Source organism: Bacteroidota bacterium (assembly GCA_008933805.1).
GTDB lineage: Bacteria > Bacteroidota > Bacteroidia > UBA8524 > UBA8524 > SB11.
In genome coordinates this window covers 1-25,027 of the sequence record WBUH01000013.1, presented here as the reverse complement: position 1 = coordinate 25,027, position 25,027 = coordinate 1, and the positions used below count along the sequence as shown (strand labels likewise).

Annotated in this window: 26 protein-coding genes and 2 tRNA genes; 18 read left to right on the top strand and 10 right to left on the bottom strand. The window is 40.1% G+C overall.

Translation table 11 applies throughout. The features are described 5' to 3' along the window. Positions 1-45 precede the first annotated feature (45 nt). From F9K23_13105 to F9K23_13080, 6 genes are all read left to right on the top strand, one after another. On the top strand, positions 46-795 hold the full coding sequence (locus tag F9K23_13105) for a hypothetical protein (GenBank protein ID KAB2914661.1): 750 nt from the start codon (positions 46-48) through the stop codon (positions 793-795). Between the two features lie 39 nt (positions 796-834). Beyond that, a complete protein-coding gene (gene lipA / locus F9K23_13100; protein KAB2914660.1) occupies positions 835-1,713 on the top strand; it encodes a lipoyl synthase in 879 nt (292 codons plus the stop codon). Between the two features lie 73 nt (positions 1,714-1,786). Further along, on the top strand, positions 1,787-2,464 hold the full coding sequence (locus tag F9K23_13095; GenBank protein KAB2914659.1) for a Crp/Fnr family transcriptional regulator: 678 nt from the start codon (positions 1,787-1,789) through the stop codon (positions 2,462-2,464). A 76-nt stretch (positions 2,465-2,540) separates the two neighbouring features. Further along, positions 2,541-2,999 (top strand): YHS domain protein, encoded by a 459-nt coding sequence (locus F9K23_13090; GenBank protein KAB2914658.1) that lies wholly within the window; start codon positions 2,541-2,543, stop codon positions 2,997-2,999. A 4-nt stretch (positions 3,000-3,003) separates the two neighbouring features. Further along, complete coding sequence (locus F9K23_13085; protein KAB2914657.1) at positions 3,004-3,405, top strand: DoxX family protein; 402 nt, start codon at positions 3,004-3,006, stop codon at positions 3,403-3,405. Positions 3,406-3,412: 7 nt separating this feature from the next. Continuing rightward, a complete protein-coding gene (locus F9K23_13080; protein ID KAB2914656.1) occupies positions 3,413-4,429 on the top strand; it encodes a T9SS type A sorting domain-containing protein in 1,017 nt (338 codons plus the stop codon). A gap of 1 nt (position 4,430) precedes the next feature. On the opposite strand, the gene F9K23_13075 is transcribed toward F9K23_13080, so the two are convergent. The 4 genes from F9K23_13075 to F9K23_13060 form a co-directional block, all read right to left on the bottom strand. Further along, positions 4,431-4,730: a hypothetical protein gene (locus F9K23_13075; GenBank protein KAB2914655.1), complete on the bottom strand. Its 300-nt coding sequence runs from the start codon at positions 4,728-4,730 to the stop codon at positions 4,431-4,433. 7 nt (positions 4,731-4,737) lie between these two features. Next, entirely contained in the window at positions 4,738-6,234 is a 1,497-nt protein-coding gene (locus F9K23_13070) for a hypothetical protein (protein ID KAB2914654.1), read from the bottom strand. Between the two features lie 235 nt (positions 6,235-6,469). Beyond that, a complete protein-coding gene (locus F9K23_13065; GenBank protein ID KAB2914653.1) occupies positions 6,470-8,005 on the bottom strand; it encodes a glycosyltransferase family 39 protein in 1,536 nt (511 codons plus the stop codon). Next, the gene (locus F9K23_13060; protein KAB2914652.1) at positions 7,945-8,430 is read right to left on the bottom strand and encodes an ABC transporter ATPase; all 486 of its coding nucleotides are present in this window, start codon (positions 8,428-8,430) and stop codon (positions 7,945-7,947) included. The genes F9K23_13065 and F9K23_13060 overlap by 61 nt, the downstream gene beginning before the upstream one ends. 121 nt (positions 8,431-8,551) lie before the next feature. Here F9K23_13060 and F9K23_13055 point away from each other — a divergent pair, with 121 nt between their 5' ends. After that, positions 8,552-9,757, top strand: coding sequence for a T9SS type A sorting domain-containing protein (locus tag F9K23_13055; protein ID KAB2914651.1), 1,206 nt, complete (start codon positions 8,552-8,554; stop codon positions 9,755-9,757). A gap of 296 nt (positions 9,758-10,053) precedes the next feature. Here the strand turns inward: F9K23_13055 and F9K23_13050 are convergent, their stop codons facing one another. The 4 genes from F9K23_13050 to F9K23_13035 form a co-directional block, all read right to left on the bottom strand. After that, positions 10,054-10,698, bottom strand: coding sequence for a hypothetical protein (locus F9K23_13050; protein ID KAB2914650.1), 645 nt, complete (start codon positions 10,696-10,698; stop codon positions 10,054-10,056). 113 nt (positions 10,699-10,811) lie between these two features. Further along, on the bottom strand, positions 10,812-11,603 hold the full coding sequence (locus F9K23_13045; GenBank protein KAB2914649.1) for a (Fe-S)-binding protein: 792 nt from the start codon (positions 11,601-11,603) through the stop codon (positions 10,812-10,814). A gap of 7 nt (positions 11,604-11,610) precedes the next feature. Beyond that, entirely contained in the window at positions 11,611-11,967 is a 357-nt protein-coding gene (locus F9K23_13040; GenBank protein ID KAB2914648.1) for a hypothetical protein, read from the bottom strand. Between the two features lie 2 nt (positions 11,968-11,969). Next, positions 11,970-13,256, bottom strand: coding sequence for a 4Fe-4S dicluster domain-containing protein (locus F9K23_13035; GenBank protein ID KAB2914647.1), 1,287 nt, complete (start codon positions 13,254-13,256; stop codon positions 11,970-11,972). 107 nt (positions 13,257-13,363) lie between these two features. Here F9K23_13035 and F9K23_13030 point away from each other — a divergent pair. The 10 genes from F9K23_13030 (at position 13,364) to F9K23_12985 (ending at position 23,064) form a co-directional block, all read left to right on the top strand. After that, positions 13,364-13,436 (top strand) — tRNA-Phe (locus F9K23_13030). A 278-nt stretch (positions 13,437-13,714) separates the two neighbouring features. Further along, entirely contained in the window at positions 13,715-14,086 is a 372-nt protein-coding gene (locus tag F9K23_13025; protein ID KAB2914646.1) for a hypothetical protein, read from the top strand. After that, the gene (locus F9K23_13020) at positions 14,083-14,436 is read left to right on the top strand and encodes a hypothetical protein (GenBank protein ID KAB2914645.1); all 354 of its coding nucleotides are present in this window, start codon (positions 14,083-14,085) and stop codon (positions 14,434-14,436) included. Before F9K23_13025 ends, F9K23_13020 begins: the two co-directional genes overlap by 4 nt. A 710-nt stretch (positions 14,437-15,146) precedes the next feature. After that, positions 15,147-15,881, top strand: coding sequence for a hypothetical protein (locus F9K23_13015; GenBank protein KAB2914644.1), 735 nt, complete (start codon positions 15,147-15,149; stop codon positions 15,879-15,881). Positions 15,882-16,069: 188 nt separating this feature from the next. After that, a complete protein-coding gene (locus F9K23_13010) occupies positions 16,070-16,588 on the top strand; it encodes a hypothetical protein (protein KAB2914643.1) in 519 nt (172 codons plus the stop codon). Between the two features lie 202 nt (positions 16,589-16,790). Further along, positions 16,791-17,525 (top strand): hypothetical protein, encoded by a 735-nt coding sequence (locus F9K23_13005; GenBank protein ID KAB2914642.1) that lies wholly within the window; start codon positions 16,791-16,793, stop codon positions 17,523-17,525. A gap of 229 nt (positions 17,526-17,754) precedes the next feature. Next, positions 17,755-18,273: a hypothetical protein gene (locus F9K23_13000; GenBank protein ID KAB2914641.1), complete on the top strand. Its 519-nt coding sequence runs from the start codon at positions 17,755-17,757 to the stop codon at positions 18,271-18,273. A gap of 871 nt (positions 18,274-19,144) precedes the next feature. Then, positions 19,145-19,675 carry a hypothetical protein gene (locus tag F9K23_12995; protein ID KAB2914640.1) on the top strand — a complete coding sequence of 177 codons (531 nt, stop codon included), beginning with the start codon at positions 19,145-19,147 and terminating at the stop codon, positions 19,673-19,675. A 375-nt stretch (positions 19,676-20,050) separates the two neighbouring features. After that, entirely contained in the window at positions 20,051-20,458 is a 408-nt protein-coding gene (locus F9K23_12990) for an acyl-CoA thioesterase (GenBank protein KAB2914639.1), read from the top strand. Positions 20,459-20,622: 164 nt separating this feature from the next. Continuing rightward, on the top strand, positions 20,623-23,064 hold the full coding sequence (locus F9K23_12985; protein KAB2914638.1) for a hypothetical protein: 2,442 nt from the start codon (positions 20,623-20,625) through the stop codon (positions 23,062-23,064). A gap of 59 nt (positions 23,065-23,123) precedes the next feature. Here the strand turns inward: F9K23_12985 and F9K23_12980 are convergent, their stop codons facing one another. After that, positions 23,124-24,002, bottom strand: a complete 879-nt coding sequence (locus tag F9K23_12980) for a GTPase Era (protein ID KAB2914637.1) — start codon at positions 24,000-24,002, stop codon at positions 23,124-23,126. Positions 24,003-24,071: 69 nt separating this feature from the next. On the opposite strand from F9K23_12980, the gene F9K23_12975 reads away from it, so the two are divergent. Further along, positions 24,072-24,143: transfer RNA gene (locus tag F9K23_12975), tRNA-Met, on the top strand. Here F9K23_12975 and F9K23_12970 read toward each other — a convergent pair. Further along, the gene (locus F9K23_12970) at positions 24,103-25,011 is read right to left on the bottom strand and encodes a hypothetical protein (protein ID KAB2914754.1); all 909 of its coding nucleotides are present in this window, start codon (positions 25,009-25,011) and stop codon (positions 24,103-24,105) included. The genes F9K23_12975 and F9K23_12970 overlap by 41 nt on opposite strands. Positions 25,012-25,027 lie beyond the last annotated feature (16 nt).

Here is a 25,027-nt window from a genome sequence, read left to right as displayed (position 1 = left end):
GAGTAGCCGTTCGGCACCCGTCAATTTTTTAACAAAGATAAATCAATGTGGTGGTATAGAGTTATAATCCGTGTCGTACTTTTTGGCGTGGCTGCTGTGTATTTACCACAACAAGGCTCAGCCCAGCTGATTACTGAGAATGAATACAATCGTGAGTTTTCTTTCGGGCTGATGGCACATCCCCGCGGTGTGGGACTTGATTTACGCTTTGGCCGTTACATTTCCGAAGGACGTGTTGAATACCTTGAAGCTGAATTTCTTTCGATAAGACACCCTAAAGAAATCCGTATTTTCAATACAGGCATCACCAATACAAGTCCATACACATACGGCAAAGCCAATTCAGCGTATATCGGTCGTTTTGGTTATGGCAACAAGTTCATGTTGTCAGAAAAAAAACTTAAGAATACAGCCTCAATCAGCTTCAATGTTGCAGTAGGGCCTGTGTTCTCTGTGCTAAAACCCGTTTACCTTGATTTGCTTGTAACCGATGTAAACAACAACAACTTTGTGGTAACTAAAAAAGTTACTGCCGATGCAGAAATAAATCAAGACGATGTGATTGGTAACTCGCCCTTCTCAAAAGGGTTCAACGAGCTCACGTTTAGGATGGGCGGCTTTGCTAAAGCAGGGTTTAACTTCGATTGGGGTGATTTTACTGATGAAATAAAAGCCATTGAAGTAGGCGTGTATGTGGATGCTTTTCCCAAACGTTTGCCTTTGATGCTGCATACCGAAAACAAATATTTCTTCCCTTCGTTTTATATTTGCGCAGTTTTTGGCAGCAAGTGGTAAACACTTGTTCTTCTTAAACCCAATCAAAAGGACTTTATTGTGATAGAACTTCCTATAGTTAGCGATACCCCCCGCACCAAAAAGCCTGAATGGCTGAAGGTGAAATTGCCCACAGGCGAAAATTACCGCAAAGTGCGCAAGCTGGTGGATGAAAACAAGCTGCATACCATTTGCGAAAGTGGCAATTGCCCGAATATGGGTGAGTGCTGGGGCGAGGGTACAGCTACGTTTATGATATTGGGCAATATATGCACCCGCAGTTGCTCGTTTTGTGCGGTAGCTACAGGCAGGCCGACTGAATACGACCTTGACGAACCCCGTCGTGTGGCGGATGCTATAAAATTGATGGGCGTTAAGCACGCTGTTATTACCTCGGTAAACCGTGATGAGTTGAAAGATTTGGGTGCAACTGTGTGGGCGGATACTATCCGTTTAGTAAAAGAAGAAAGCCCCGAAACTACGCTTGAAACCCTGATACCTGATTTTAAAGCCCGCTGGGAATTGCTTGAATTGGTGGCTAATGAACGCCCCGAAGTGATTTCGCACAATATGGAAACGGTGAAACGTTTGTACCGCAAAGTGCGCCCACAGGCTAAATACGAGCGCAGCCTTGAGCAAACCCGCCGTACCAAAGACTTAGGCATACGTACCAAAAGCGGTATAATGCTGGGCTTGGGCGAGACTGATGACGAGGTATTTGAAATTATGGACGACCTTGTAGCCCACGGATGTGATGTGCTAACGCTTGGCCAATACCTGCAACCTACTAAAATGCACTTGGATGTGGTGGAATTTGTTCACCCTGATAAGTTTGCATACTACAAAGAAGTGGGATTGAGCAAAGGTTTCAACTACGTTGAAAGCGGTCCGATGGTTCGCTCGTCATACCACTCTGAAAGACACGTATATCCTGTTTAATAGGGAGTTGTCCTAATACTTTACTTTTTACCAATGGGCAGGTTTGCTATCTTTACCATAATAAAACCCATTGATGGAATCTGTTAAATACTGGTATTTACGCAACCACACCATTTTTGATGCTCTTACTGACGACGACTATAAACAGTTAGAGTGGCTGGTGGCGTTTAAAACCTGTACCAAACACGAGTTTATTTATTTTCCCGAGGATGAAGTGCGCAAGGTGTATTTTGTGAAACGGGGCAATGTGAAACTGGGTTATTACGACGATGACGGCAATGAGATATTGCTGGACGTACTGAAAGAGAACGACATTTTCGGGCAGCTTGGTTTAGAAGAAAATAACAGCAGTCACGGCTTTGCAATGGCTATGGGCAATGATACGGTGTTGTGTAACTTTAATGTATCGGAGTTTGAAGCCATGCTTAAAACCCGCCCTACCTTGGCGGTTAATTACTCAAAACAGGTGGGTAAGCAACAAATGACGGTAAGCCGTCGCTATTCATCGCTGTTGTTTAAAGATGCCCGCACCCGATTGGTTCAGTTTTTTAAAGAATGGGCCGAGGAGGAAGCAAAAGGAATCACCCAAAACATAGTGCTTAAAAACTACCTCACCCAACAAGAAATTGCTGCCCTAAACGGCTTGGCACGGCAAACCACCGCACGCATTTTAGGCGAGCTAAAGGAGCAAAACCTTTTAGATGTGCGCCGCAGAGAGGTTTTAATCCCTTCGATAGAATTACTTAAATAATTTCATTGGTTTGTCACATAGCTGACAAACGGCTCTTAAATGAGCTTCTACCTTTGTGTTATAATTCAGTAACACTATGAAAACGGTATTGCTATTTCTGTTTACCGCAGGGCTGCTAGTAAACCCAATGCAAGACGAAGCTGCGCGTAAAAAGCACTTTAACCACAAGAGTAACCTTGCTATCGAGGGGTACGACCCTGTAAGCTATTTTTACGGTGCGCCCAAAAAAGGAACAAAGGACAAAAGCTACACGCACAAAGGCATTACTTATTACTTTGGGAATGGGGTGTATTTAGATTTGTTTAAAAAGAATCCTGAAAAATACGAGCCCCAATACGGCGGTTGGTGTGCATACGCAATGGGGAATGATGGCAGCAAGGTGGAGGTTGACCCTGAAACCTACAAATTGGTGGACGGTAAACTGTACCTGTTTTACAATGCCTATTTAACCAATACTAAAAAGAGCTGGGACAAAGACGAAAAGAACCTGAAAACCAAGGCTGATAACAATTGGACAGCAACACTAAAAAAATAAAGCTATGAATAAAACTACTGTAATTGTTTTGTGGGTTTGCCGTTTGGTAGCAGCTATAATTATGCTGCAAACCCTGTATTTTAAGTTTACTGCCGCACCTGAGTCGGTATATATATTCTCTACCCTTGGTATAGAGCCTGTTGGTCGTATTGGAAGCGGTGTAGGGGAGTTAATAGCCTCAATATTATTGCTTATTCCGGCTACCTCATGGTTGGGCTCATTGATGGGGTTAGGGGTGATATCAGGGGCTATCTTTTTTCACCTTACCAAATTAGGGATTGAAGTGCAAGGCGACGGCGGTTTGTTGTTTGGCTATGCCGTTGTAGTATTTGTTTGCTGCGCAGTGGTAGCATGGATAAACCGCCATCAGATACCTGTTATCAAAACCCTTTTTAACGCTAAATAATAAACAGATGAAAAAGATATTTTTAATAGCATCCGCAATTCTTTTGTGCCTTTCGTCATCGGCGCAGCAACGAAGAGTATTGATTGAACAGTTTTCGAACGCCAGTTGCCCTACTTGTGCCGCATACAGTCCGCAAGTGTATGACTTTGCTGACCAAAATCCTGCAAATGCAGTGGTGATTACCTATCACATACCCTTTCCATACACCCACGATTCTCTGCATTACGAAAGCCCCACGGATGCCCTTTCACGTTCGGGGAAATACAACGTAGCGGGTACCCCGACATCAGTAATCGACGGCGGTTCTTACAACGGTTCAACCAGCGTACTCCTGAGCTCATTGGCCTCAAGAATTAACCAACGTATAGCCGTCGCCCCGCAATACCAAATTGAAATTAAGAACCTTCGAATAATTAATGGCAGGTTTAATGGTCGTGTAGTTTTTACCTCTGCAATGGATAACTCTGCAACAGATGCAAAAGCTTATGTTGTTTTGCTTGAAAGGGGAGTGCCGAAAACAGCATATTTAGCTTCACCCGGTCGCAATGCTGAAAGCGTATATAAGAATGTAATGCGTTCAATTTTTCCTACTACTTCGGGTGCTAATTTGGTTAATAAACAACTTGGCGGACAAGACAGCCTTGAATTAGATATAGCTACTTTAAACGTAAAATCACTTTCGCAACTGCGCGTAGTGGCGTTTGTACAAAATGATGCAACCAAAGAAGTATATCAGGCAAACTATGCAGATATGCAAGGCCAAATAACCAATGTTGATGACATTGAAACATTTGCAGGTACATGGGGGTATGATGTTGCGGGCAAGCAATACCATGCTGCATTTAGCGAGCCTGTTGTAGAAGGGAGCATTGTAGTAACTGATATTACAGGAAAAGAGATTTTGATACAACCGCTTAACGGACAAACAGCAGTGCTGGATGTTTCAGCCTTATCAAGCGGTATTTATTTAGCTACCGTGCGTAACGGATCAACCAGCTATACTACCAAACTGTGGGTAGAATAGGTTAGGTATTGGTTTTATAATTCTTGCGCGATATAACTTTTTCCTGCTGACGCTTTAGTATTAGTTGAGCAATTAGCAGCGAATGTTGGTTAAAGGGGGTAGTTTCAATCACCTCCTTTACCTTTTTTTCTGATACATCAATACGGTACAGCAAATTCCAAAGCTTGTTCAGGTCATAATCAATCAGGTATTGCACTTCTTCGGCAATCCTTTTCACAAGGGCATCGTAAGTATATCCGCCTTCTTGCAGTGCAAAATAAGGCGTTAGAGATTGGGTAATATCTTGTAAATCGTCGGCCATATACTATTTACTGATTGGCATATTGTTCATACCCCTTTTGCAAGCCCTTAAATTCAGCCGCAGAGTTAATTTTATACACTTTAAGGCCGTAATAGGTTACTGCACTGCTGCCGACCTCGCGGCCAAACAAAGTGCCTTTGTGGGGCAAATACTCGGCTTTTAATTCGGCACCTTTAAACGGATAATCATTCACCGTTACCAAATACACCTCGTCGTAAGCGGCAAAGTCATATTTATATACGGAGTACACCAGCGCGAAGTCAACATTGGGGTGTTGTAACGAGTAGTAATGCGCTATTGAATTTTCAACCAGCAGTATTTTTTTGGTTTCATCAAACTGACTCTCCAACCAGTTGATAGCCTTATCGGGGTTGCGCTCCTCGCGTTGTACCAAGGCTAACGTATTACGTCCCAGCATGGGTACTTCGGCGAGCACCAAAATTGGTGCGGTAAGTAAATATACTATCGGTATAAGTTTAAGCCTTTTTGGGGCTTCTATGGTATCAAAATAACGTTGCTTAATCAGTAGTAACGGGCGGGGCAACAGCACAAACATTAGTAAGATATTGGGGGTGTTGTACCGGTAATTGGGTGCAAGGATAAACAACCAGTACACCGAGGTGAGCAGAAAAGCGACCTCTAAAGGGCGTTGTTTGATGCTTTTATCTTTGTAAATAATATAAACACAGTAAATGGTTATAAAAACGGGTAATATTACCATCCACGGTTGTAGTTTATAATACGGCCAGTAACGTTCCCAAATGTGTGCTACAAATACATTTCCTTTGGCCATGTGCTCGCCGCCGTGGTCAATCAGTTGCGATTTTAGCGTTGCAAAATCAAAATCAGCGTAGGTTAAAAAAGCAAGAATTGGGAGTGCAAATACTGTACTGATAAACACTTTGTTTTTGGCATCCACCGTAAAAAACAAGTAAAGCATTAATACCCCAACCCATACCCATAACGAGGGGTGCGTTAAAAAAACCATGCTAAGTAAGAAGGACACCCATACCGGTCTTTTATTTTGCAGGAAAAAATAGATGGCCGGTGCCATTAGCATCAGCTCTAATACCTCACTGCGGAAACTGCGCATGGATTCATACACGCCTTTGTCGTTCATAAAAACGAAAGCCAACCCGAGGGAGAATAAAAGTCCCAGTTGCATGGGGCCACGGTAAATTTTGACTAAGTAAAACAGGGCAATGGCAAAAGCCAATAAATAGGGAAGACGTACCCAAAAAATTTCAGCAGGTAAAAAGGTCAAAAAAGCGGCGTTGTATAGCTGTATAAAGGGCATATAGGCCAAAAACACTTCTTCGGTGCCGGGGTGTGCCCATATTTTTGATGTGTAGCTGCCCTCACGTACCAAATTCACAGCCGGGTCAAGCCCGAAGGTTTCATCCAGCCACGCAACAGGTATTCGGTCAAGGTTTAGCAAGGCAAACCCAAAAAAGAACACCAGATAGGCATACCAAAAGCGCAGTATTTTTTTATCGCCTTCCATTAGTTTCAAAAATACACAAACTATTATAATGCACTACTTAATTGTGGAGCAAATAAATAATTGCATAAACTGCAAAAAATAAATGCCCCGTTTGCAATTTTTAATAAATAATATTCAATAGTTTTTTGGAATTTTGTAACTGTTGATATACGGGTTTGCACGGGTGTGAAGAGGTGCTGTTTATGGATCACCATAACAGTTAGGTAGTTAAAAAAAGTTAAGGCATTGGGAAATGTTACTGTAAATTTTCTTTAGCATCCTGCAACCAAATCTCAGCAGCTGAAGGTTGGCGTAATTGCCAGCCTTTTGGTTTTTGTGGCACTTTAGCGGGGTTTGCATAAATGTTTACAAATACATTTCCTGCTGTGTACGATGTTCCGTGCCATGTTTTAAGTATTTCTTTTTCTCGGGCACTAAATTCACAATTCATACAGCTTTGCAAAACATAGGTTGCACTATCCAATGGTTTATTATACAGGCCTTTAAATACAGGGCCTTTGGCGCTGTCCATATAACGGATGGAGCTAGGATAACTTAATGGAGCGTAGGTATAAAAGACAGTATTTTTTGGGAAATCAGCCGCGATTTTTTCTTCTAATTTAAATAGAGGTAAATAGGCAAGGTTTGCATCGCCCATGCACTTGCCGGGGTAATACATAAAGTTGCCTGCCACTAAAGCAATTGCCGCTACGGTTGCCCAAATTTTGGCCGATAAGGGCTTCATCTCTTCTAAAATGGCTGCAAATAGTATTAGTAGCAGTAAGGTTGTTGGCAAAAAGTAGCGGTGTATAGGCGGGTGGGCAAATACAATACAAATGCCGCCACCTACAATTAGCAACATTAACACATAAGAGATAAGGGCTTGGACTTTGGCATCACCCAAGTATATTTTTTTGCGCCGCTTGATGATGAAAGCAATTACAACGGCAAAAGGTATCAGGTAGCCAAAATCAATAACTCTCCAGCCCATAATGCCTATGTTGTACACTAACCCTTTAAACGAGGGGGCTTCGCGCAAGTAGTTGGGAGAACTAAATGCCCAGCCGCTGTGTTGTTGGTGCAGTATGCCCCAAATTAAAAATACAGCAAAGGGTAGCGCGTATATCCACCAGCGCATAAAAAACCAACGCAGGTAAAGCTTATAGCCGTTTTCGATGTAGAAAAATGCGGCATCGTGAATGAATAAGAATAACAGCAAAAATGCAGCCTGTAAATGGCAAAGCATCATTAGGCAAAGGCTTATGGCGTATGCAAGGTGTTTTTTTTGCTGCCAAAAGTAAAAGGCAGAAAGGGCAGCCAGCGTGAGCGGTAACTGTAACGATGCGCCTATCAATTGCCCAACGTATAACGGTGATATGCTAAACAACAATACTGCAAACTGCGAGGTACTCTCACCCCAGTTTTTGCGGGCTATTTTATAGCCGATAAGGCAAGTAGCCAATCCTACCACAATTTGTACTAAATGGGTTACCCATAAGCTTTTACCGAAGATAAGCCACATTAAGGCAATGAATGCGGGGTATAATGTGCCGTGACCGGGGTCGGCCTCGGGAATGTTCCACACTGTCCCGAAATGGTGATTGTAAATATTCTCAGCGGCAAACAGGTTGCTGGGAATACTGTCTCCCAAAAATGGGAAGTCTTTCACCTGCCAAAATAATGCAAGGTGCAGGGCAACCAGTAGTATATAAAATCCGGTGCGTTTCAGGGTTATGTGGTTTGGGTGGGTAGGTAGCGTTTCATCCAACTTTGGGCAATGGGTTGCTGCCATTGCTCATCAAACTGTTGTTTGGTGGTTACTGTGTTGTTAAAAAACACCGTTTCGGGTGTCAGTTCGCCGTTTGCCACGTATTTATCAACTTCGCCCAATAAAAAGGTATTAATGTCTTCTCCTTTTTTGTAAGCTATCAATTGCCTGTTAAATAATGATACGCCTAGTTTTTCTTCAATCTGCTTTATAAAATGAACCGACTTATCAATTGAGCAGCCGCTGGCACCTGCTTGGGTTTCATCAACCAGTAGTACAATAAAACGGTTAAAATATACTTGTCCGGTAGCTTTCAGTTGCATGTTGTGGGCCGTCCACTGGGCTGTAAAATCGGCTATAGCGTTTGTAAGGGCTTGGGTTTCGGCATCAGTAAAAAGCCTGTCGGCCATATATACCCAAACTTTTGATTGCGGAGGAAAATGATGCATAATGATACAAAGGTACTAAAGCTGTTGGTAGTATTTAGTGTGTCATATTAGTGTCTTTTTACAACAAGCTGCAACACTACGTGATATTGAGCGGTCTGCTATGGTACATTTTTTTTGAACTATGAAATACACATTACTGCTTTGCGGGCTTTTGCTCACTATCATGTCTTTTGGTCAGTGGAACGTTGTTTACACAGGCAACCAAGCTATTTACGATATTCAGTTTGTAAACGATTTAGTTGTTTATGCTGTTGGCGACAGTACTTTTTTGAAAAGTACCAATGGGGGAAATACATGGACGGATATGACACCGAATATATCGGTTACTGACCCTAATTTTGAGGTTGTACATTTTTTGGATGCTAATACAGGGTTTATCGGTCGTACGGATATTACAGGCAATCCTAACTTATTAAAAACAACGGATGGCGGCCAAAACTGGACTGATGTTTCATCATCTGCGATGAGCCAGGGTGTATCAAACGTGTTTTTTACTTCGGCAAATATTGGGTATGCTACAGGGGGAGTTGGCTCGGGAAATTCGTTTGCAGCTACAAATGATGGCGGACAAACATGGAATGCTGTTTCAACCCCTTCTTTGGCGGCATCAACAGCGTTGTTTTTTATTAATGATTCAGTTGGGTTTTCAGGAGCTACAGAGATTAGGAAAACAGTTGACGGAGGCCAAAACTGGCAGCCGGTAAATATGTCGGCACTTAGCAATGGAAATACAATAGCAGATATATTGTTTACGAGTGCATCAGTTGGGTTTGCGCTAACATACGACGGCTCCGAAATTTTGAAAACTATTGATAGTGGTAGTAACTGGTATCCGGTGGTGGCAGGTCCCAGCGGAGCCTTGGCGACAGCTATCAGCTTTCCTACAGTTAATATCGGATATGTGGTAGGGTTAACATTCACAAAGCCATTAATTACTACTAACAGGGGTTTGACATGGAATGCAGATACTTCTTTCCCTTCCGGTTTGTCGGCATTTTCATTGTCGGCACGTAATGGTAAGACACTGATTGGAACACTAAGTGGTGAGATTTTGTTAAAAAGTAACAATAATACTGGTGTAACTGCTGTGGCAAACCCAACGGTTGACATTTTCCCCAATCCCGTAACTTCAAATGCGCTGGGTTTTAGTAATCCCTTGGGACATATACTTAATGTGTCTGTATATGATGTGTTGGGTAAAAAGGTAGCTTTTGAAACAGGTGTTGTTAATGAAATGGCGATACAGTTGCCTGCTGCCGTTTACTATTGCACAATACAAGTGATTGGCACCAACGAGGTATATAGCAAAAAATTGGTGATTGAATAGATTTGCGTGAGTATTAAACAGGAGGGGTGCAAGCATTAATTTGCTCAGCAAATAGGGGAGGTGCTGACTCAATAGCGACACGCTCATAACTACCACACCCACGGGCATAAAGCCGAATCTTTTGTAATGGTTCGTTCCGAATGGTTTTAAACCATTCGGAACGTTACTCTTAAAGTCCTAAGTTTTATATTCAGACTAATGTTGATACTCACTATTATCATCCTTGATGGCAATATGGCCAAGTAGTGTGGAAACTCTATAAGTGTTATGGGTTCTTTTTAGATGCAACCCATTACTTAGTGGATTTTTTTTATAAGAATAGAAACCTCGTGTGGGGCAGCTTCTGTGCCGCCAAAATAAGGGTACAAACGGAACTGCAATCCTTCAGCACATCCGCGCTGCATACTTATCGGATTCTTTCCCTCAAGGTAAAAAACATACTCAGTTGCTTTAGCAACTATGGTGCAGGTATATTTTTTATTGATTTGAATACTGCTTACGGACTTAAAAGCCAATGCTGCATTGCTGTAACAATAGGCAAGCAGCTCGAGCTTGTTTTGGTAATACCTCCAGCCAAAGCGGGCACTGTTTTCATGATGCAGTGTGCTGCAATCGCTAAACCCGAATAGTTTGTTAATGTCGGCTTGGTTTTCAGGCTCAACCGTTGTGTAAATGGCAGAGCTGTCAAAAATTACCTCAAACACCAAACTGTCTTCGTTTACCAAAGTAGGCGTGTTCTGTTGGCTGAATTGCGCCCCTTTAGGGATAATATACTTTATAAAACCTTGTAATGAATCCGGGGTAGGCTTTGGTTTCAGTGCTGATGCGTTTATCGGTTCCATTTGCAGTTGTGCAGCATCAGCAACAGGTTTTTTTACCAATGTATCTGTGGTTTGGGGGATAACATAGTTACTGTCACCATCACTGCAAGCAGAAAACACTGCACAAAAGCAGAGGATACTGTTTTTTAAAACAAGTAAAAGAAAATTCGGTATGTGGTGGCTCACTCTCATAAGTAATGATGATACTTACGGTGTTGCCGCCTAAAAAGATTTTATAAATCTTTTGCTTGTGCAATCAGTTCGGCAATATCTAATACCTGTATATCAGCTTCTTTTTCAGCGTGTTTCACGCCATCACGAAGCATTGTCATACAAAACGGACAAGCAGAAGCAACTACGCTTGCTTTGGTTTCTAATACATCTTCCGTTCGCTCAATATTCACCTCTTTATTGCCGTTTTCTGCTTCTTTAAACATCTGTGCGCCGCCTGCACCACAGCAAAGACCGTTGGTTCGGCAACGTTTCATTTCTATCAGTTCGGCATCCAGTTTCTCCAGCAAACTGCGCGGAGCTTCGTATATGCCGTTGGCACGGCCAAGGTAACAGCTGTCGTGGTAAGTAACTTTTTTGCCCTTGTACAAACCGCCTTCAATAGTAAGTCTGCCTTCATTAATAAGGGCTTGCAAAAACGATGTATGGTGCATTACCTCGTAGTTTCCGCCCAACGAAGGGTATTCGTTTTTAAGGGTATTGAAACAATGCGGACATGCAGTAACAATTTTTTTCACTCCGTAAGCCTCAAGCGTAGCAATATTGGTCATTGCCTGCATTTGAAACAAAAACTCGTTACCGGCACGTTTGGCAGGGTCGCCAGTGCAGGTTTCTTCTTGGCCAAGTATTGCAAACTTTACACCTGCATGGTGCAGCAGTTTGGCAAATGCCTTGGTTACTTTTTGGGCACGCTCGTCAAAACTTCCGGCACAACCCACCCAAAACAATACTTCGGGTGCTTGGCCCATTGCGGCCATTTCGGCCATCGTTTTCACTTGTATTGGTTCGCTCATATCTCTATTATAAATCGCTCTCAGCCATTGGCTGTAGCTTTAATGAAACCGCTTTGTCAATATCTTTTTTATGTATCAGCACATAATGGGTAAACCCAAAATGGCGCGGGCCACCGCAGGCAAGTATTGCACGCCCCGGGCCGTGGTTGCGCGGATAGCCGTTTAAAACCTCTATGCCGTTGTTTTGTAAGAAACCTTTACAGTTTTCAAAATTCTGCAATGAATCATTGGAAACTATAAATGGAGTAAGGTTGCAATCTAACTCGCTGTAATAATACCAAACTGTGGCGTTTTCGTTTTCTTTCTTGCATGAAAAGAAAACAAAAGCACAGAGTACTGATAATATATACAGTTGAGCTTTCATGTTTATACTTCCTGTGTCCAGTTAGCTCTGTCAGATGGTGAGAACTGCCAAGGAGCACCGTTGTTTTCAAGATTGGTAAACATACCGTTCAGTTCGGTAGGCGCTTGTGATTTTTCCATCACTAAATACTGGCGCATACCGTAAATAATCTCAACAGGGTTAATGTTTACGGGGCAAGCCTCAGCACAAGCATTGCAAGTGGTGCAAGCCCAAAGTTCCTCTTCGCTGATATAACTGTGCAGGTTTTTACCATCGTCTTCAAACTGCCCGTTTTTATCAATGTTTTTGCCTACCTCTTCCAAGCGGTCGCGAGTGTCCATCATCACCTTGCGTGGAGAAAGCAATTTACCTGTAACATTTGCCGGACAAACTGATGTGCAACGTCCGCACTCGGTGCAGCTATAGGCATCCATCAGATTTTTCCAATGCAGGTCGGTAACGTCCTTTACACCAAAACTTGTAGGAGGTTCGTAATTATCAGGAGGTGCCGCCGAAGGGTCCATCATCAGTTTAACTTCGGTAGTTACTGATTCCATGTTGGTGAATTGACCCTTTGGAGTAAGTTGTGAAAAGTAGGTGTTTGGGAATGCCAGTATAATGTGAAAGTGTTTTGAGTAGGGCAGATAGTTTAAGAAAACAAATATTCCTAAAATGTGAAACCACCATGCGGCGCGCTCAATTCCGGCAGCTGTTCCGGCATCCATATTGGCAAATAGCGGGGCTATTAGTCCGCTTATGGGCATTGAGCTGTGTGCCTGAAAATGGGTGTCAGCAGCATTCATTACAAACAAAGCCAGCATTAATACAATCTCAATTGCTAATATGTAAGTGGCATCTTTAAACGGCCATCCGTCAAGCTCGCGCATATTCAAGCGGGGTACTTTGCCGCTATACCTGCGGATAAGAAATACCACGCAGCCAATCAATACCAATGCGCCTAAAATCTCGAAGAAGGCAATGGCAGCTGTGTACACGGCACCGAAGGGTTCCATTAAAACACGGTGAGTACCTGCAAGCCCATCGATGATAATTTCTAGCACTTCAATGTTTATCAGCACAAAGCCTATGTAAACAAACAAGTGCATGATGCCTGCCAAGGGACGGGTTACCATTTTGCTTTGGCCAAAGGCCACCTTAAGCATAGTGGTAATTCTTTCCCGCTGATTATCAGTGCGGTCTAATGGTTTGCCCAATAAAATGTTGCGGCGTATTTTACTTACGTTGCGCCAAAACGTATATATAGCTGCACCAAGGGCAAGGGCAAAAATAAGTTGCGAAACAATTTGCATAAGGATTTACGCGGTTGGTACCGACTTCAAAGATGATAAAAAAGCAGTAAGCAAAAAAATGTTTTGCAACTTTGAAAAAACACTTACATTTGCACTCCCCAAAAAAAGGTACCATAGCTCAGTTGGTAGAGCAAAGGACTGAAAATCCTTGTGTCGCTGGTTCGATCCCGGCTGGTACCACAAACAAAGACAAGCCTTTCAGAAGAAATTCTCGAAAGGCTTTTTTATTTGTGCTGGTGCAGCGTTTTAACAACATCTCTTCAAACAAAATTTTACTTTACACGGAAAGAATAAGTTTGTAACTTATTGTGTTGATTCTCCCAAGTCGCTGCCGCACAGCCTGCGCGACAGACTTGCGAGAGCGGGGGCATTTTGCATATTTAAAATACTATATGTTAATGGTGTTGAAGACATTATGTCATATCCATTGCTTCCAAACTTTAATCAATAGGAAATTTATGAGTAATATATTAAAACAGTATCAAGTTAATTTTTATAAAAAAATTGTCAGCGGCATAAATTTTAGTTTTTGTGAAAGCAAATTAAAACCCACTTTGTGTCAGTTTTTGAGTGATTATATACTCGGAGATGACATTCAAGAATTTATTATTAATCAAATTGATTCAGTTAAAACTAATACAATAACTATTGCGAAGATATATATTCAAATATCATCCGACACTGGTATTATAGCCTACATTGACATCAATAATACAAAATTTGTATATACAGATAAAGGGGGTTCTTGGTCTTTTCCAGATGAACAATTACCTACGGATGATTTCGAAAAAATTGTTTTAGAGTGGATGTCGTTTATAAATAAAATATGAACACAATTATCAAACAATACAATTTAGCTTTTAGTAATGTTATTACAAATGGTAAAAATTATAAGCAATGCTTCGCTCCTGACGCAACCCTCGCTGCTGACATAGCTTATCATCTTAGTGGATCATTTGATGAGGGACATTTCATGCAAGTACTTAAAGAAATCGATAGAGCCTTAACGAATCAAGCATATCAAAGGGAGATTAGTTTTAATGACACATCAGTTGAAATTACTACAACAAACGTAACGATTAATGATGTATATACAATTCCTATCAATGATTACAAGAGAATTTTGGAGGAGTGGATTAATTTTTTGAAAACACCCCCGTTGAATTTCCAAAAAATGTAACAATAATTTTTTATAGAATCTTCATGATTAAAAACATGAGTAATATTATAGTACAACTTGGTATCAAATTTAAAAGTACTATTAACCCCAATAATACTATTATAAAATATGCTGACGGCGAAAGGCGAATTACCACACTCTTGAGCATGCTTCCTTTAATTGAGGATGTAGATGAGCTAATTATTTTGGTTGATGAAAGCATAAATAATATCCCCCCTTGTAAGCCCCCTGCTTTCAATAGATTTTGTAAGTTGTGAGATAGACCCTACGGGTGTAAAATATGGGATGATAAAGATTATAGTAGTGGCCCCTACGAAAGTTATACTCTTCAAGAGTTTAAGAGTGTTTTACTATTATGGAAAGAGTTCCTGCAAAAGCCCCCTCTTTATGGTACTAAGGTTAAGTAAAAAATTTAATTAAGTAATGTCAACAATAAAAAGATATTTCCCATCTCTTTCAGAGGTGGTATCGCTGGATAATTTCTTTCGCCCTCGCAAGCCGGTAGCTCAGTCTACTGCGACAGAGACTCATAGGGCAAATACACTAAGTTTGTAACTTAGAAAAAGTGATTTGCATTATATGATCCGTACCTACAAATTTCACAATACAGATGGGCTGTATAGATGTATTCCCTCAAGTCGCTGCTGCACAGCCTGCGCGACAGACTTGCGAGAGGTACGGGGAGTATTATTTAGTTTAATAAAAAAGCGATGATGGTTTATTTAAGAAAGCAAGTGTTAATTATTTTTCTGATTATTTTCATCGGATGTAACTGGAAGTCAAATGCAGAAATCGAAGAAATATCAAAAACAATCAGCAGGTATAGTGAAAGTTATCGGTTCGAAGAAAATGGGGATACGCTAAAGACATTTATTTATTTAGATTATCTGAGAAGCGAAAATATAACATCGTTTTTCGTATTGAGAGATCTCATTGCAATAAACATTTACGAAGATTTTGATAAAAGTAACTATAAATATTTTAAGATTTTTGGCTTAAGAAAACCGAGAGACTCAGTTAACCTGGATGCTGGACTGTATGAGTTTTTTTCTAATGTATATTCTAAAAGTGACATTAGGGAGGCTTTTAAACAACACAAGAATTGTAAAGCTCTGTTGGAGGTAAAGGAGTATATTAATAAGAATTGTGAATCTGATTGGATTTATTATGGTAATAAATTTGTAAGGGATGCGAGAACTTATGATAGCACTTTTAGGAGGTTGGAGATAAGTTATATTCAGGATAACTACTTTGATATTATATCCATTTTGATAGGTTATGCAGCGGAGTGTTGTTCTTTACAAGAAACGGAAAATGGTAGAGTTTTAAGAGGACTTCAAAGAAGGAGATATGATACGGATTCTACTCTGTTCAAACAAATTTGGCCTCATTATGGTAATCATGTAATAAATATTATGGAGATATGTCAAAAAGGTGCAGGTTGATAAGCTATATTCCAAATTATCACCTTTGTATAAAAGGTATGGAAGTCCCCCGCTATCACAATTCGCTGCCAAACAGCCTACGAGACAGACTTGCGAGAGCGGGGGGAGGTTCAGTAATAAAAGCGTTAGATAACTTCCATACAGATCTAAATAAAACCAGGTAAAAGAAAAACTTAAAACGGATTGATATGGAAGTAAAAATGCCTGATACAAAAATTCAATTCCAGGAGACGTTAATGACGTTTACCAAAAGAAAGCATAAATTTCTTATTTCAATGATTTTGTTAGCCGGTAGTTTGATTTTTATTGCATTTTCATTGTATTTGGTTGTTATATATAGAATAAATTTATTTATTTCTGTTTTATGTGTCCTTATATTAATGTATTTTTTGTGGTATTTTGTCAAAGAGCTAATCTGGCACTTTAGAGATATTGTTTTTGTAATAAATACCCATGAGAAAATTATAAAAACAAGAATTAGTGCTGAGGGTTATGATTCAATAGTTTTTCTTTTTCGTAGAATATCCGATGTTTCAGAGTCATCTTGGGCACCATACTTTCGATGGGAAATAGATGTTAAAGTAAATTACTTAAATGGAATTTGTGAAATAAATAAAATTGAAAAATTTGCCTCCGCAAATAATGTTCTTTTGATTTTATATATTCTTCGAAAGTTGAACATTGAATATAGTTTAGAAATTGAATAGAGGGTAGGGTCGTGTTCCAAATTGTCACCTTTGTATAAAAAAGTTATGGAAGTCCCGAGAAATCGGGAGCATATTGTTTTACTTTAAAAGAATGAATAAGTTGCAAACTTATTTTACATATTCTCACAAGTCGCTGCCGCACAGCCTGCTCGACAGACTTGCGAGAGGTATGGGGAGTATTATTTAGTTTAATAAAAAAGCGATGATGGTTTATTTAAGAAAGCAAGTGTTAATTATTTTTCTGATTATTTTCATCGGATGTAACTGGAAGTCAAATGCAGAAATCGAAGAAATATCAAAAACAATCAGCAGGTATAGTGAAAGTTATCGGTTCGAAGAAAATGGGGATACGCTAAAGACATTTATTTATTTAGATTATCTGAGAAGCGAAAATATAACATCGTTTTTCGTATTGAGAGATCTCATTGCAATAAACATTTACGAAGATTTTGATAAAAGTAACTATAAATATTTTAAGATTTTTGGCTTAAGAAAACCGAGAGACTCAGTTAACCTGGATGCTGGACTGTATGAGTTTTTTTCTAATGTATATTCTAAAAGTGACATTAGGGAGGCTTTTAAACAACACAAGAATTGTAAAGCTCTGTTGGAGGTAAAGGAGTATATTAATAAGAATTGTGAATCTGATTGGATTTATTATGGTAATAAATTTGTAAGGGATGCGAGAACTTATGATAGCACTTTTAGGAGGTTGGAGATAAGTTATATTCAGGATAACTACTTTGATATTATATCCATTTTGATAGGTTATGCAGCGGAGTGTTGTTCTTTACAAGAAACGGAAAATGGTAGAGTTTTAAGAGGACTTCAAAGAAGGAGATATGATACGGATTCTACTCTGTTCAAACAAATTTGGCCTCATTATGGTAATCATGTAATAAATATTATGGAGATATGTCAAAAAGGTGCAGGTTGATAAGCTATATTCCAAATTATCACCTTTGTATAAAAGGTTATGGAAGTCCCCCGCTCTCACAATTCGCTGCCACACAGCCTGCGCGACAGACTTGCGAGAGCGGGGGGCTGTAATATTTGTTGTGCTGTCACGGGAACGGTTTATTATTCACAGTTTAGAGGAAATTCTAATATGTAAACGCGTGTTGAATTTGATGCCTCATATTCCGTATATGTAAAATAAGTTTAAAATGAAAATACTTAAGACTTTAATTATTATATGTTCAATTGGTTTTATTTTATACACCCTATTTTTTAAGGGTTTTTATGAGTATTCTTCTGATGGTGATTTGAAACAAATACCATTAATTGAGCCAATTGTTCTAAATTCTCTTAAGAATGATGATAATTGGTTTATACAAGAAAAATATACAAATAATCTCTTGTCTGATATAAATGGAATTGATTCTATAGGCCTTGTTCAAAATTATATTTTACTTCATTGTTCAGAAACGAACGGTATTATAGTTAAATATACTGGGTGGTGTATTTTTGATATAAGTACTAAAAGGCTCTTTCGGACAAAGTCTTACTCTGATTTTATTTTGAATCTAAAAATGTTATCGGGAAATAGTATTATTACGCTTTATGACCCAAATCTTGTTTATAAGAGTTTTAAGCAAAATAGTAAACTTCCAAAAGAATGGGAATCATATGAGTTAAAGTATAAAAGACGCCATTGGTGGATAATAAAATATTGGTTTGTTTAAGACGGTATAACCTTACCGCACTTACTACAGTATTTTAATTTTAATGTAAACAGCAGCATTACCCAAAGCGATACTGACCGAAAGTACCTATGGGATGCAGCCGAACAGCTAAAAGCGTTTTACATACAGGCGGTTACCAGCGAACGGTATTGTCCCAATTATCACCTTTGTATAAAAAGGTTATGGAAGTCCCGAGAAATCGGGAGCATATTGTTTTACTTTAAAAGAATGAATAAGTTACAAACTTATTTTACATATTCTCACAAGTCGCTGCCGCACAGCCTGCGCGACAGACTTGCGAGAGCGCGGGGCAAATACGCTAGTTTGTAACTTAGAAAAAGTAAATTGCATTATGAGTTGTGCCTACAAATTTCACACACAGATGGGCTGTATTTCAATTATCACCTTCGTATAAAAAAGTTATGGAAGTCCCGAGAAATCGGGACTTCTTCATTTATGTCCGTTTCCAATTACTACGTATCTAAAAGTTCTTTGAAACCCGTAACCGTCTGCTATACAGACAAAACCCCGCAAGCCCTTGTGCGGTGCGTAACAAAAATAACACGATAACTGCGTAACTGCATAACATCGTAACACTTATTTGTTAGTAGGGCTTACCCGTAAAAGTATCTGTTTATCAATACAGTAACAACTACTGTTTTTTAACGGATGTATTTACTCCAACTTGCATTTGATTATAATAAATACAAGTTGGGTTTGAAAAAGGCTGACCCCCTGTTTATGTGCACGTAATTCAATTAAATGTTGCCGTACCATTTCTAAAAAACACGGGCTTGACCAACCAAGTAACTGTTGGGGCGGATTCTGAAAAGCCTTACGAGTAAGAACTAACTATCAAAAATTTAAAGTTATGTCTAATACTATCGATATTCTATGCGTTGTTGATGCAGCCACGTTAGCTGCCAAAGTTGCCAATGGCCAATTGCCTGCCGGCTCATTAAATGCTCCTACCTCATTGGGCTCATATTCACAATCAGATGTGTATGTGTTTATGATTACTGAAGATTGCTATGTTGTAAACGAGCAAGCCCAATCAGAACTTACCATCCAGTGCGATGTGGGTGATAACATCCGTTGGACAATTACCAACCCCGGTGCCGGTGTTGAGTTTAGTTCTATTTTGTACAATTTCCAATCTGCGGCAATCGGTACTTATGTAACACAACCCATTTGTCTCCCGCTTGCCGTAAACTTGTATATCAATAACCCTACAAATCCAACCACTGCTACACCTATTGCCTACACCAGTTCAGCATGGCAAACTACTGCTTTGCAAGCTTGCAATAGTGTACAATACTCATGGTCGTTCCAAGTGCTAAACCAACAAGGTACAGTAATTGGTTATTTCCAATGGGATCCATTCATTACAATTGAGTTATAAGTTGTTTCCGTTCCATAATTTTAACGACGAAGGGGGTGTCGCAAAACACTCCCTTTTTTGTTGTGTTAACAGAATTTAATTGCCGGTTCTTTCATTATATAAAAACTTGTGCTTAGCTTTGCAGCTCTTTTATAAGAAAAAGCAACGCATTTATAAATGCTTAACAACAGCAATACATATCATCTAAACTCACGAAAACGCCATGCGGCCCATCGTGCAGTGTGCTGTTGGCATTGTGCGCATTGTTGCTGATAACTCACTTTTTCAGCCGGCCCTCAAAAAAACGATAAGCACAGCAAATATGCCTGCTATGGGCATTGTTGCATCTCGCTAAGGGTCATTTTTCCAACAATCACATTTAAAATTAGTACAAAAATGAAACTGATAACGCAAAAAATCTGTATGACCCGTGACCTCGGTATTCACGGTAATTTATTCGGAGGGAATATGCTGTCGTGGATAGACGAAGCCGCAGCATCAATGGCTGCCGATGTATGTAATACCCCAAATATGGTTACCGTCAAAATCGATGAAGTAGTGTTTAAACGTCCTGTAAAACTTGGATATCAAATATTGATTTATGGCGATGTATTGTCAATTGGTAATACTTCTGTAACCATGAAAATTGAGGCGCGGAAACGTAATTTTTACGGTGGCGAGGAAGTTGTGGTATGTACTACTCATATTACTTTTGTACGTATTGATGATGAGGGCAATGCAGTGCCTATATCAGGTGAGGTGAAGCGCAACTATGAGCGTCTGCGTGAGGCTGCTGCAGTATAAAAATTTATTATTTTTTAGTAAATTATTTTAAAAAATATTTTTAGTATGAGTTATATTGTACTATATAGTAATCAGTATTTGTGTTGTTAACATGGTGTGTTAGAAGTGAAAAAGTGATTAAAAATTTATAAGCAGTAATTTTAAATTTTTAATTATCGCTAAAAATGAATATCAACACCTACTCGTTAAAAAAATTGTCATTTTGGGCAATAACCACATTTTTAACCTTTTTTTCCTTCGGCGTTAAAGCGCAAACATCGTTGTATGCCGGTGATGTTGCCTTTGTTAGCTGCCAGATGAATAACAGCACTGCTGATACTTTTGCAATCGTATTGCTTAAAGGTATTACATCAGGCACACAAATTGGCTTTACTGACGGATGCTATAAGGATGCAAACGGGTATAATATATTAACCAGCAATAAAAACGAGTATGTGTTTATATGGGAAGCATCAAGTGCGTTGCCCGCAGGCACAATAATAAAATTTTGGAGTTCAACTGCCGCAGCTTCAAATGCTGGTGGTTTGGCAAATGCCTCTACCGGAACCATTGTAACCGGTACTGCGCTATCCTTAAACCATAACGGTGGAACTGATCAAGTGTTCGCTTTTCAGGGTATTACCAGCATCGATACTTCTTCAACATACAGGTTGACGGTTACAAGATATTTGGCAGGCATTCATCTAAATTACATTACCGGATTAACCTCTGACGCTAATTGGGACGGGACCGCCTCTGCATCCGGGTTGTTTCAATCTGAATTGCCCGACTCTTTGGTGAGTGGCGTGAGTGCAATCCGAATGGATTCGAGTTTGGTTAAAAGAGAGAATATAGTCATGACAAGTAATATTCTTAGTCTTGATAAAACTGTGATAAATAACAAAGCTAACTGGACAATAGGAAATACTCCGCAAACAACTGCAATTCCTTTAAGACTGAGTTGGAACGGTAGTTCGTGGGGAGGTACGGTTTCATCAACTATGGATGTAATTATTCAATCTAACACCGCTCCCGGATCATTTACTTGTCGCAGCCTAAGGGTGGATAGCGGTTATAATTTAACTGTTACCTCAGGTAACTTAGTTTCAGTATACGGCGATTTTTACAATTACGGCAATGGTTTAGGAAGCAGCAATGGCGACCTTGAGTTTTACAAATCGGGTACAGCAAACTTATACGGCACAGCGTTTGAGTTTGAAGGCATTCTTAGAGTGTCGAGCAGCACAACGTTAACCACCAATAGTTTACTTACTTTAGGAGCAAGTTCGGCAACCAGTTACGGTCAGATAGGAGCCGGTGGCAGCTTAAACGGAGCTATATCAGGCAACATCACCTGTGAGTATTACATAGGAGGCGGTGGTGCCGGTTGGAGGTCTATTTGCTCACCTGTGAGCGGCGCAACATTGGCGCAAATAAACGATGATGTGCCGTTGTATTTTAGCACACCCGATCCAAATTATGCTAATGTGTTCAGGTTTGATGAGTCAGGTTCGGCACCGCATTGGACTGCAGCCAGTGGTTTATCTCAAAGTATGGATGCTGGCGGTTTTGCAGTTTATCTGCGCAACTCAAATTTGCCGCTTACTATAGATATTACAGGTACTTATCAAGGTACTTCAAACTATACATTATCAGGATTAACAAGCACAGGCAGTAACAACGATACATCAGGTTGGCATATAATACGCAATCCGTGGCCTACAGGCTTTTATTGGGATGGTTCAATAGCAAACATACAAGGAACGGCGGCTTATTTTTATGATCAAAATACAGGCACCTACACTGCTTATGATAATATAAACGATGGTGTAGTGCCTCCTTTCACCGCCTTTACTATCAAAGTTTCATCAAACAATGTAAGCGTAACCTTGCCTAACAGCAGCAGAAATGTGGCTATTGGGTCAAACTTTTTTGATAAAACAGTTTCAGTAGAAAATTTCGTTGAATTAAGTCTTAAAAACCTGAAAACAGGTGTTACCGATAAGGCAAAATTTTTTACTGATAGTGCAGCCCAAAATGGGTTTGATGCATTGGATGGGTTTAAGAAAATGAATGACCCCTCTGCCCCAAGCATCTATATTGTTTCTGACGATAAAAGGTTGAACAGAGATGTATGGAGTGATATTCCTGAAAAGGGTATTGACCTACCAATAGCTGTTTCGACAGCAAGTACAGGAAAACATCAACTGACAGCTGCTTTGGAAAATATAGAAAGGGGTGTTGAGGTTTATCTTGAGGATAAACTAAGCGGAAAACTATACGATATAGCAAAAGGTGCCTTTACGTTTGATATTGAAACCGGTGATATTGCTGAACGTTTTGTGTTGCACATCCGCAAGAAAAGTACAACTGCGGTTGAGGAATCAGCGGCTGCGGATTTCTTTATAGGTTCAAACGGGACGACCATTAGTATAGGTACTACAACTACCGAAACTCTTGCTGTAGAAGTAATCGACTTGTTAGGTAAAACAGTATATAAGGGTGTTATTGATGCTCACGCAGGCCAAACAGCAATGTTACCTGAGTTGCAAACAGTGCCCGGATATTACGTTGTGAAAGTGGCAGGTAGTGCAGGAATGCAAATAAGCAAAGTGTATTTAAAGTAATAGTAACACTATATAAACGAAAAGCCACCCTGCTTGCAGGGTGGCTTTTTTGTTGAATGTTAATCATCATATCCAAATTCTTTCAAAGCACTTTTAGTGTCGCGCCATTTTTCCTTCACTTTCACAAACATTTCCAAAAACACCTTCTTACCAAAAAAGTTCTCCATTTCTTTGCGGGCTGCCGTTCCTGTGTTTTTAAGCGCAAGTCCCTTTTCACCTATTAAAATGCCCTTTTGTGAGTCGCGTTCTACCATTATCACTGCGCTAATGCGTAATAGCTCGGGCTCGTCTTTAAATTGCTCAATAACAACCTCAGTAGAGTAGGGGATTTCTTTCTTATACCTGAAAAATATTTTTTCGCGCAAAATTTCGGCGGCAAAAAACTTTTCAGGTTTATCTGTCAGTTGGTCTTTAGGGTAGTAAGGGGGACAAACGGGTAGGTAACGCACCAGTTCTTCAAGCAATGCTTGGGTATTAAATTTATTAAGCGCAGAGATTGGTACGATTGAGCTGAAGCCAAACAGCCCCTTCCAATACTCAGTCTTTTGTACAATCTCTTCTTGGCCAAGCGTATCAATCTTGTTCAGGGCCAATACTACCGGCGAAGCTGTTTTTTGTAAGCGCTGCAAAGCCTCAGCAGGAATTTCTTTTTCACCTACTTCAGCAATGTATAAAACTACATCAGCCCCTTCAAGACTTTCGTCCACAAAGCGCATCATGCTTTTTTGCAAACCGTACTGCGGGTCAATAATTCCCGGGGTGTCGTTAAACACTACTTGGTAATCATCGGTATTGATGATGCCCATAATGCTGTGACGCGTTGTTTGCGCCTTGGGAGTGATGATGGAGAGCTTCTCGCCAATCAGCGCATTCATCAATGTACTCTTGCCCACATTGGGCTTTCCAATGATACTAATAAACCCTGCTTTGTGTGTCATGTGACATTTTTTTTAAAGTAAAGTTGCAAAGGTCGGTAATTAGTTATACTTTTGCACTCCATTTAATATTGCGGGATGGAGCAGTGGTAGCTCACCGGGCTCATAACCCGGGGGTCGTTGGTTCGAGTCCAGCTCCCGCTACTGAACAAGAATGGCTGTCAGCAATGGCAGCCATTTCTTTTATAAATAAGCCCTCTGGTTTGGTTCGATACTCAGAACCATCAAAAAGTAGCTTTCCGTTAATTATCGAACCAATCAATATTCGCTTGCCTTCAAGGTCAAGTTCCCTCCATAAATTTTGCAGATTGCTCAATACAGAAAACGCAAACTCCATACCTTTAATCGTTTCAGAAACGTCAATTTCATGCTCTTCTTTCTCCAACCTCAACTTGGCGATCTCGTCCTTATAAGAAGACTTGAGGTTTTCATAATCGGTATCGTCCACTTTGCCTTCAACATACAGCCGACCAAGCTTTACCAAAGAGTCTTCTGTTTTTGCGATTTCATTAGTAATACGCGCAAGATGCTTTTTCCTTTCATCATCATCTTTCATAAACATCGACTCAAACAATTGTATATAGTTTTCTGTATGTTCCGGTTTAAGGCTCACAGTTGCAAGCCACTCATCAAACGCATCATTGGCAACATCCGCCCTAAACCGTGTCGGGCATCCCTTTTGACAGTGATAATAAAAATGCTTTACACCGTTTCGGGAGCGGGAAGCACTGCCCGTCAAATTACCTCCGCATACTGGGCATTCTAAAAACCCACGCAATGGCAATTCCTCTTTAGCGGTTTTCGGTTTACCGTGGCTTTCCTTTTCTCCCCGGGCTACCACTTGAACCTTCGCAAACAACTCTTCTGACACCAAACCTTCATGTACCCCCTTGACCACGATTTCCGCTTCTGCCTTGTCCGCTTTAATCACAATACTGCCCGCATACAACCTGTTATGAAAAACATTGGAAAATGCAGCGCGGGAAAGCGTCAAACCTTTTGGTAGAAGCATTTTACGAATTGTTTGT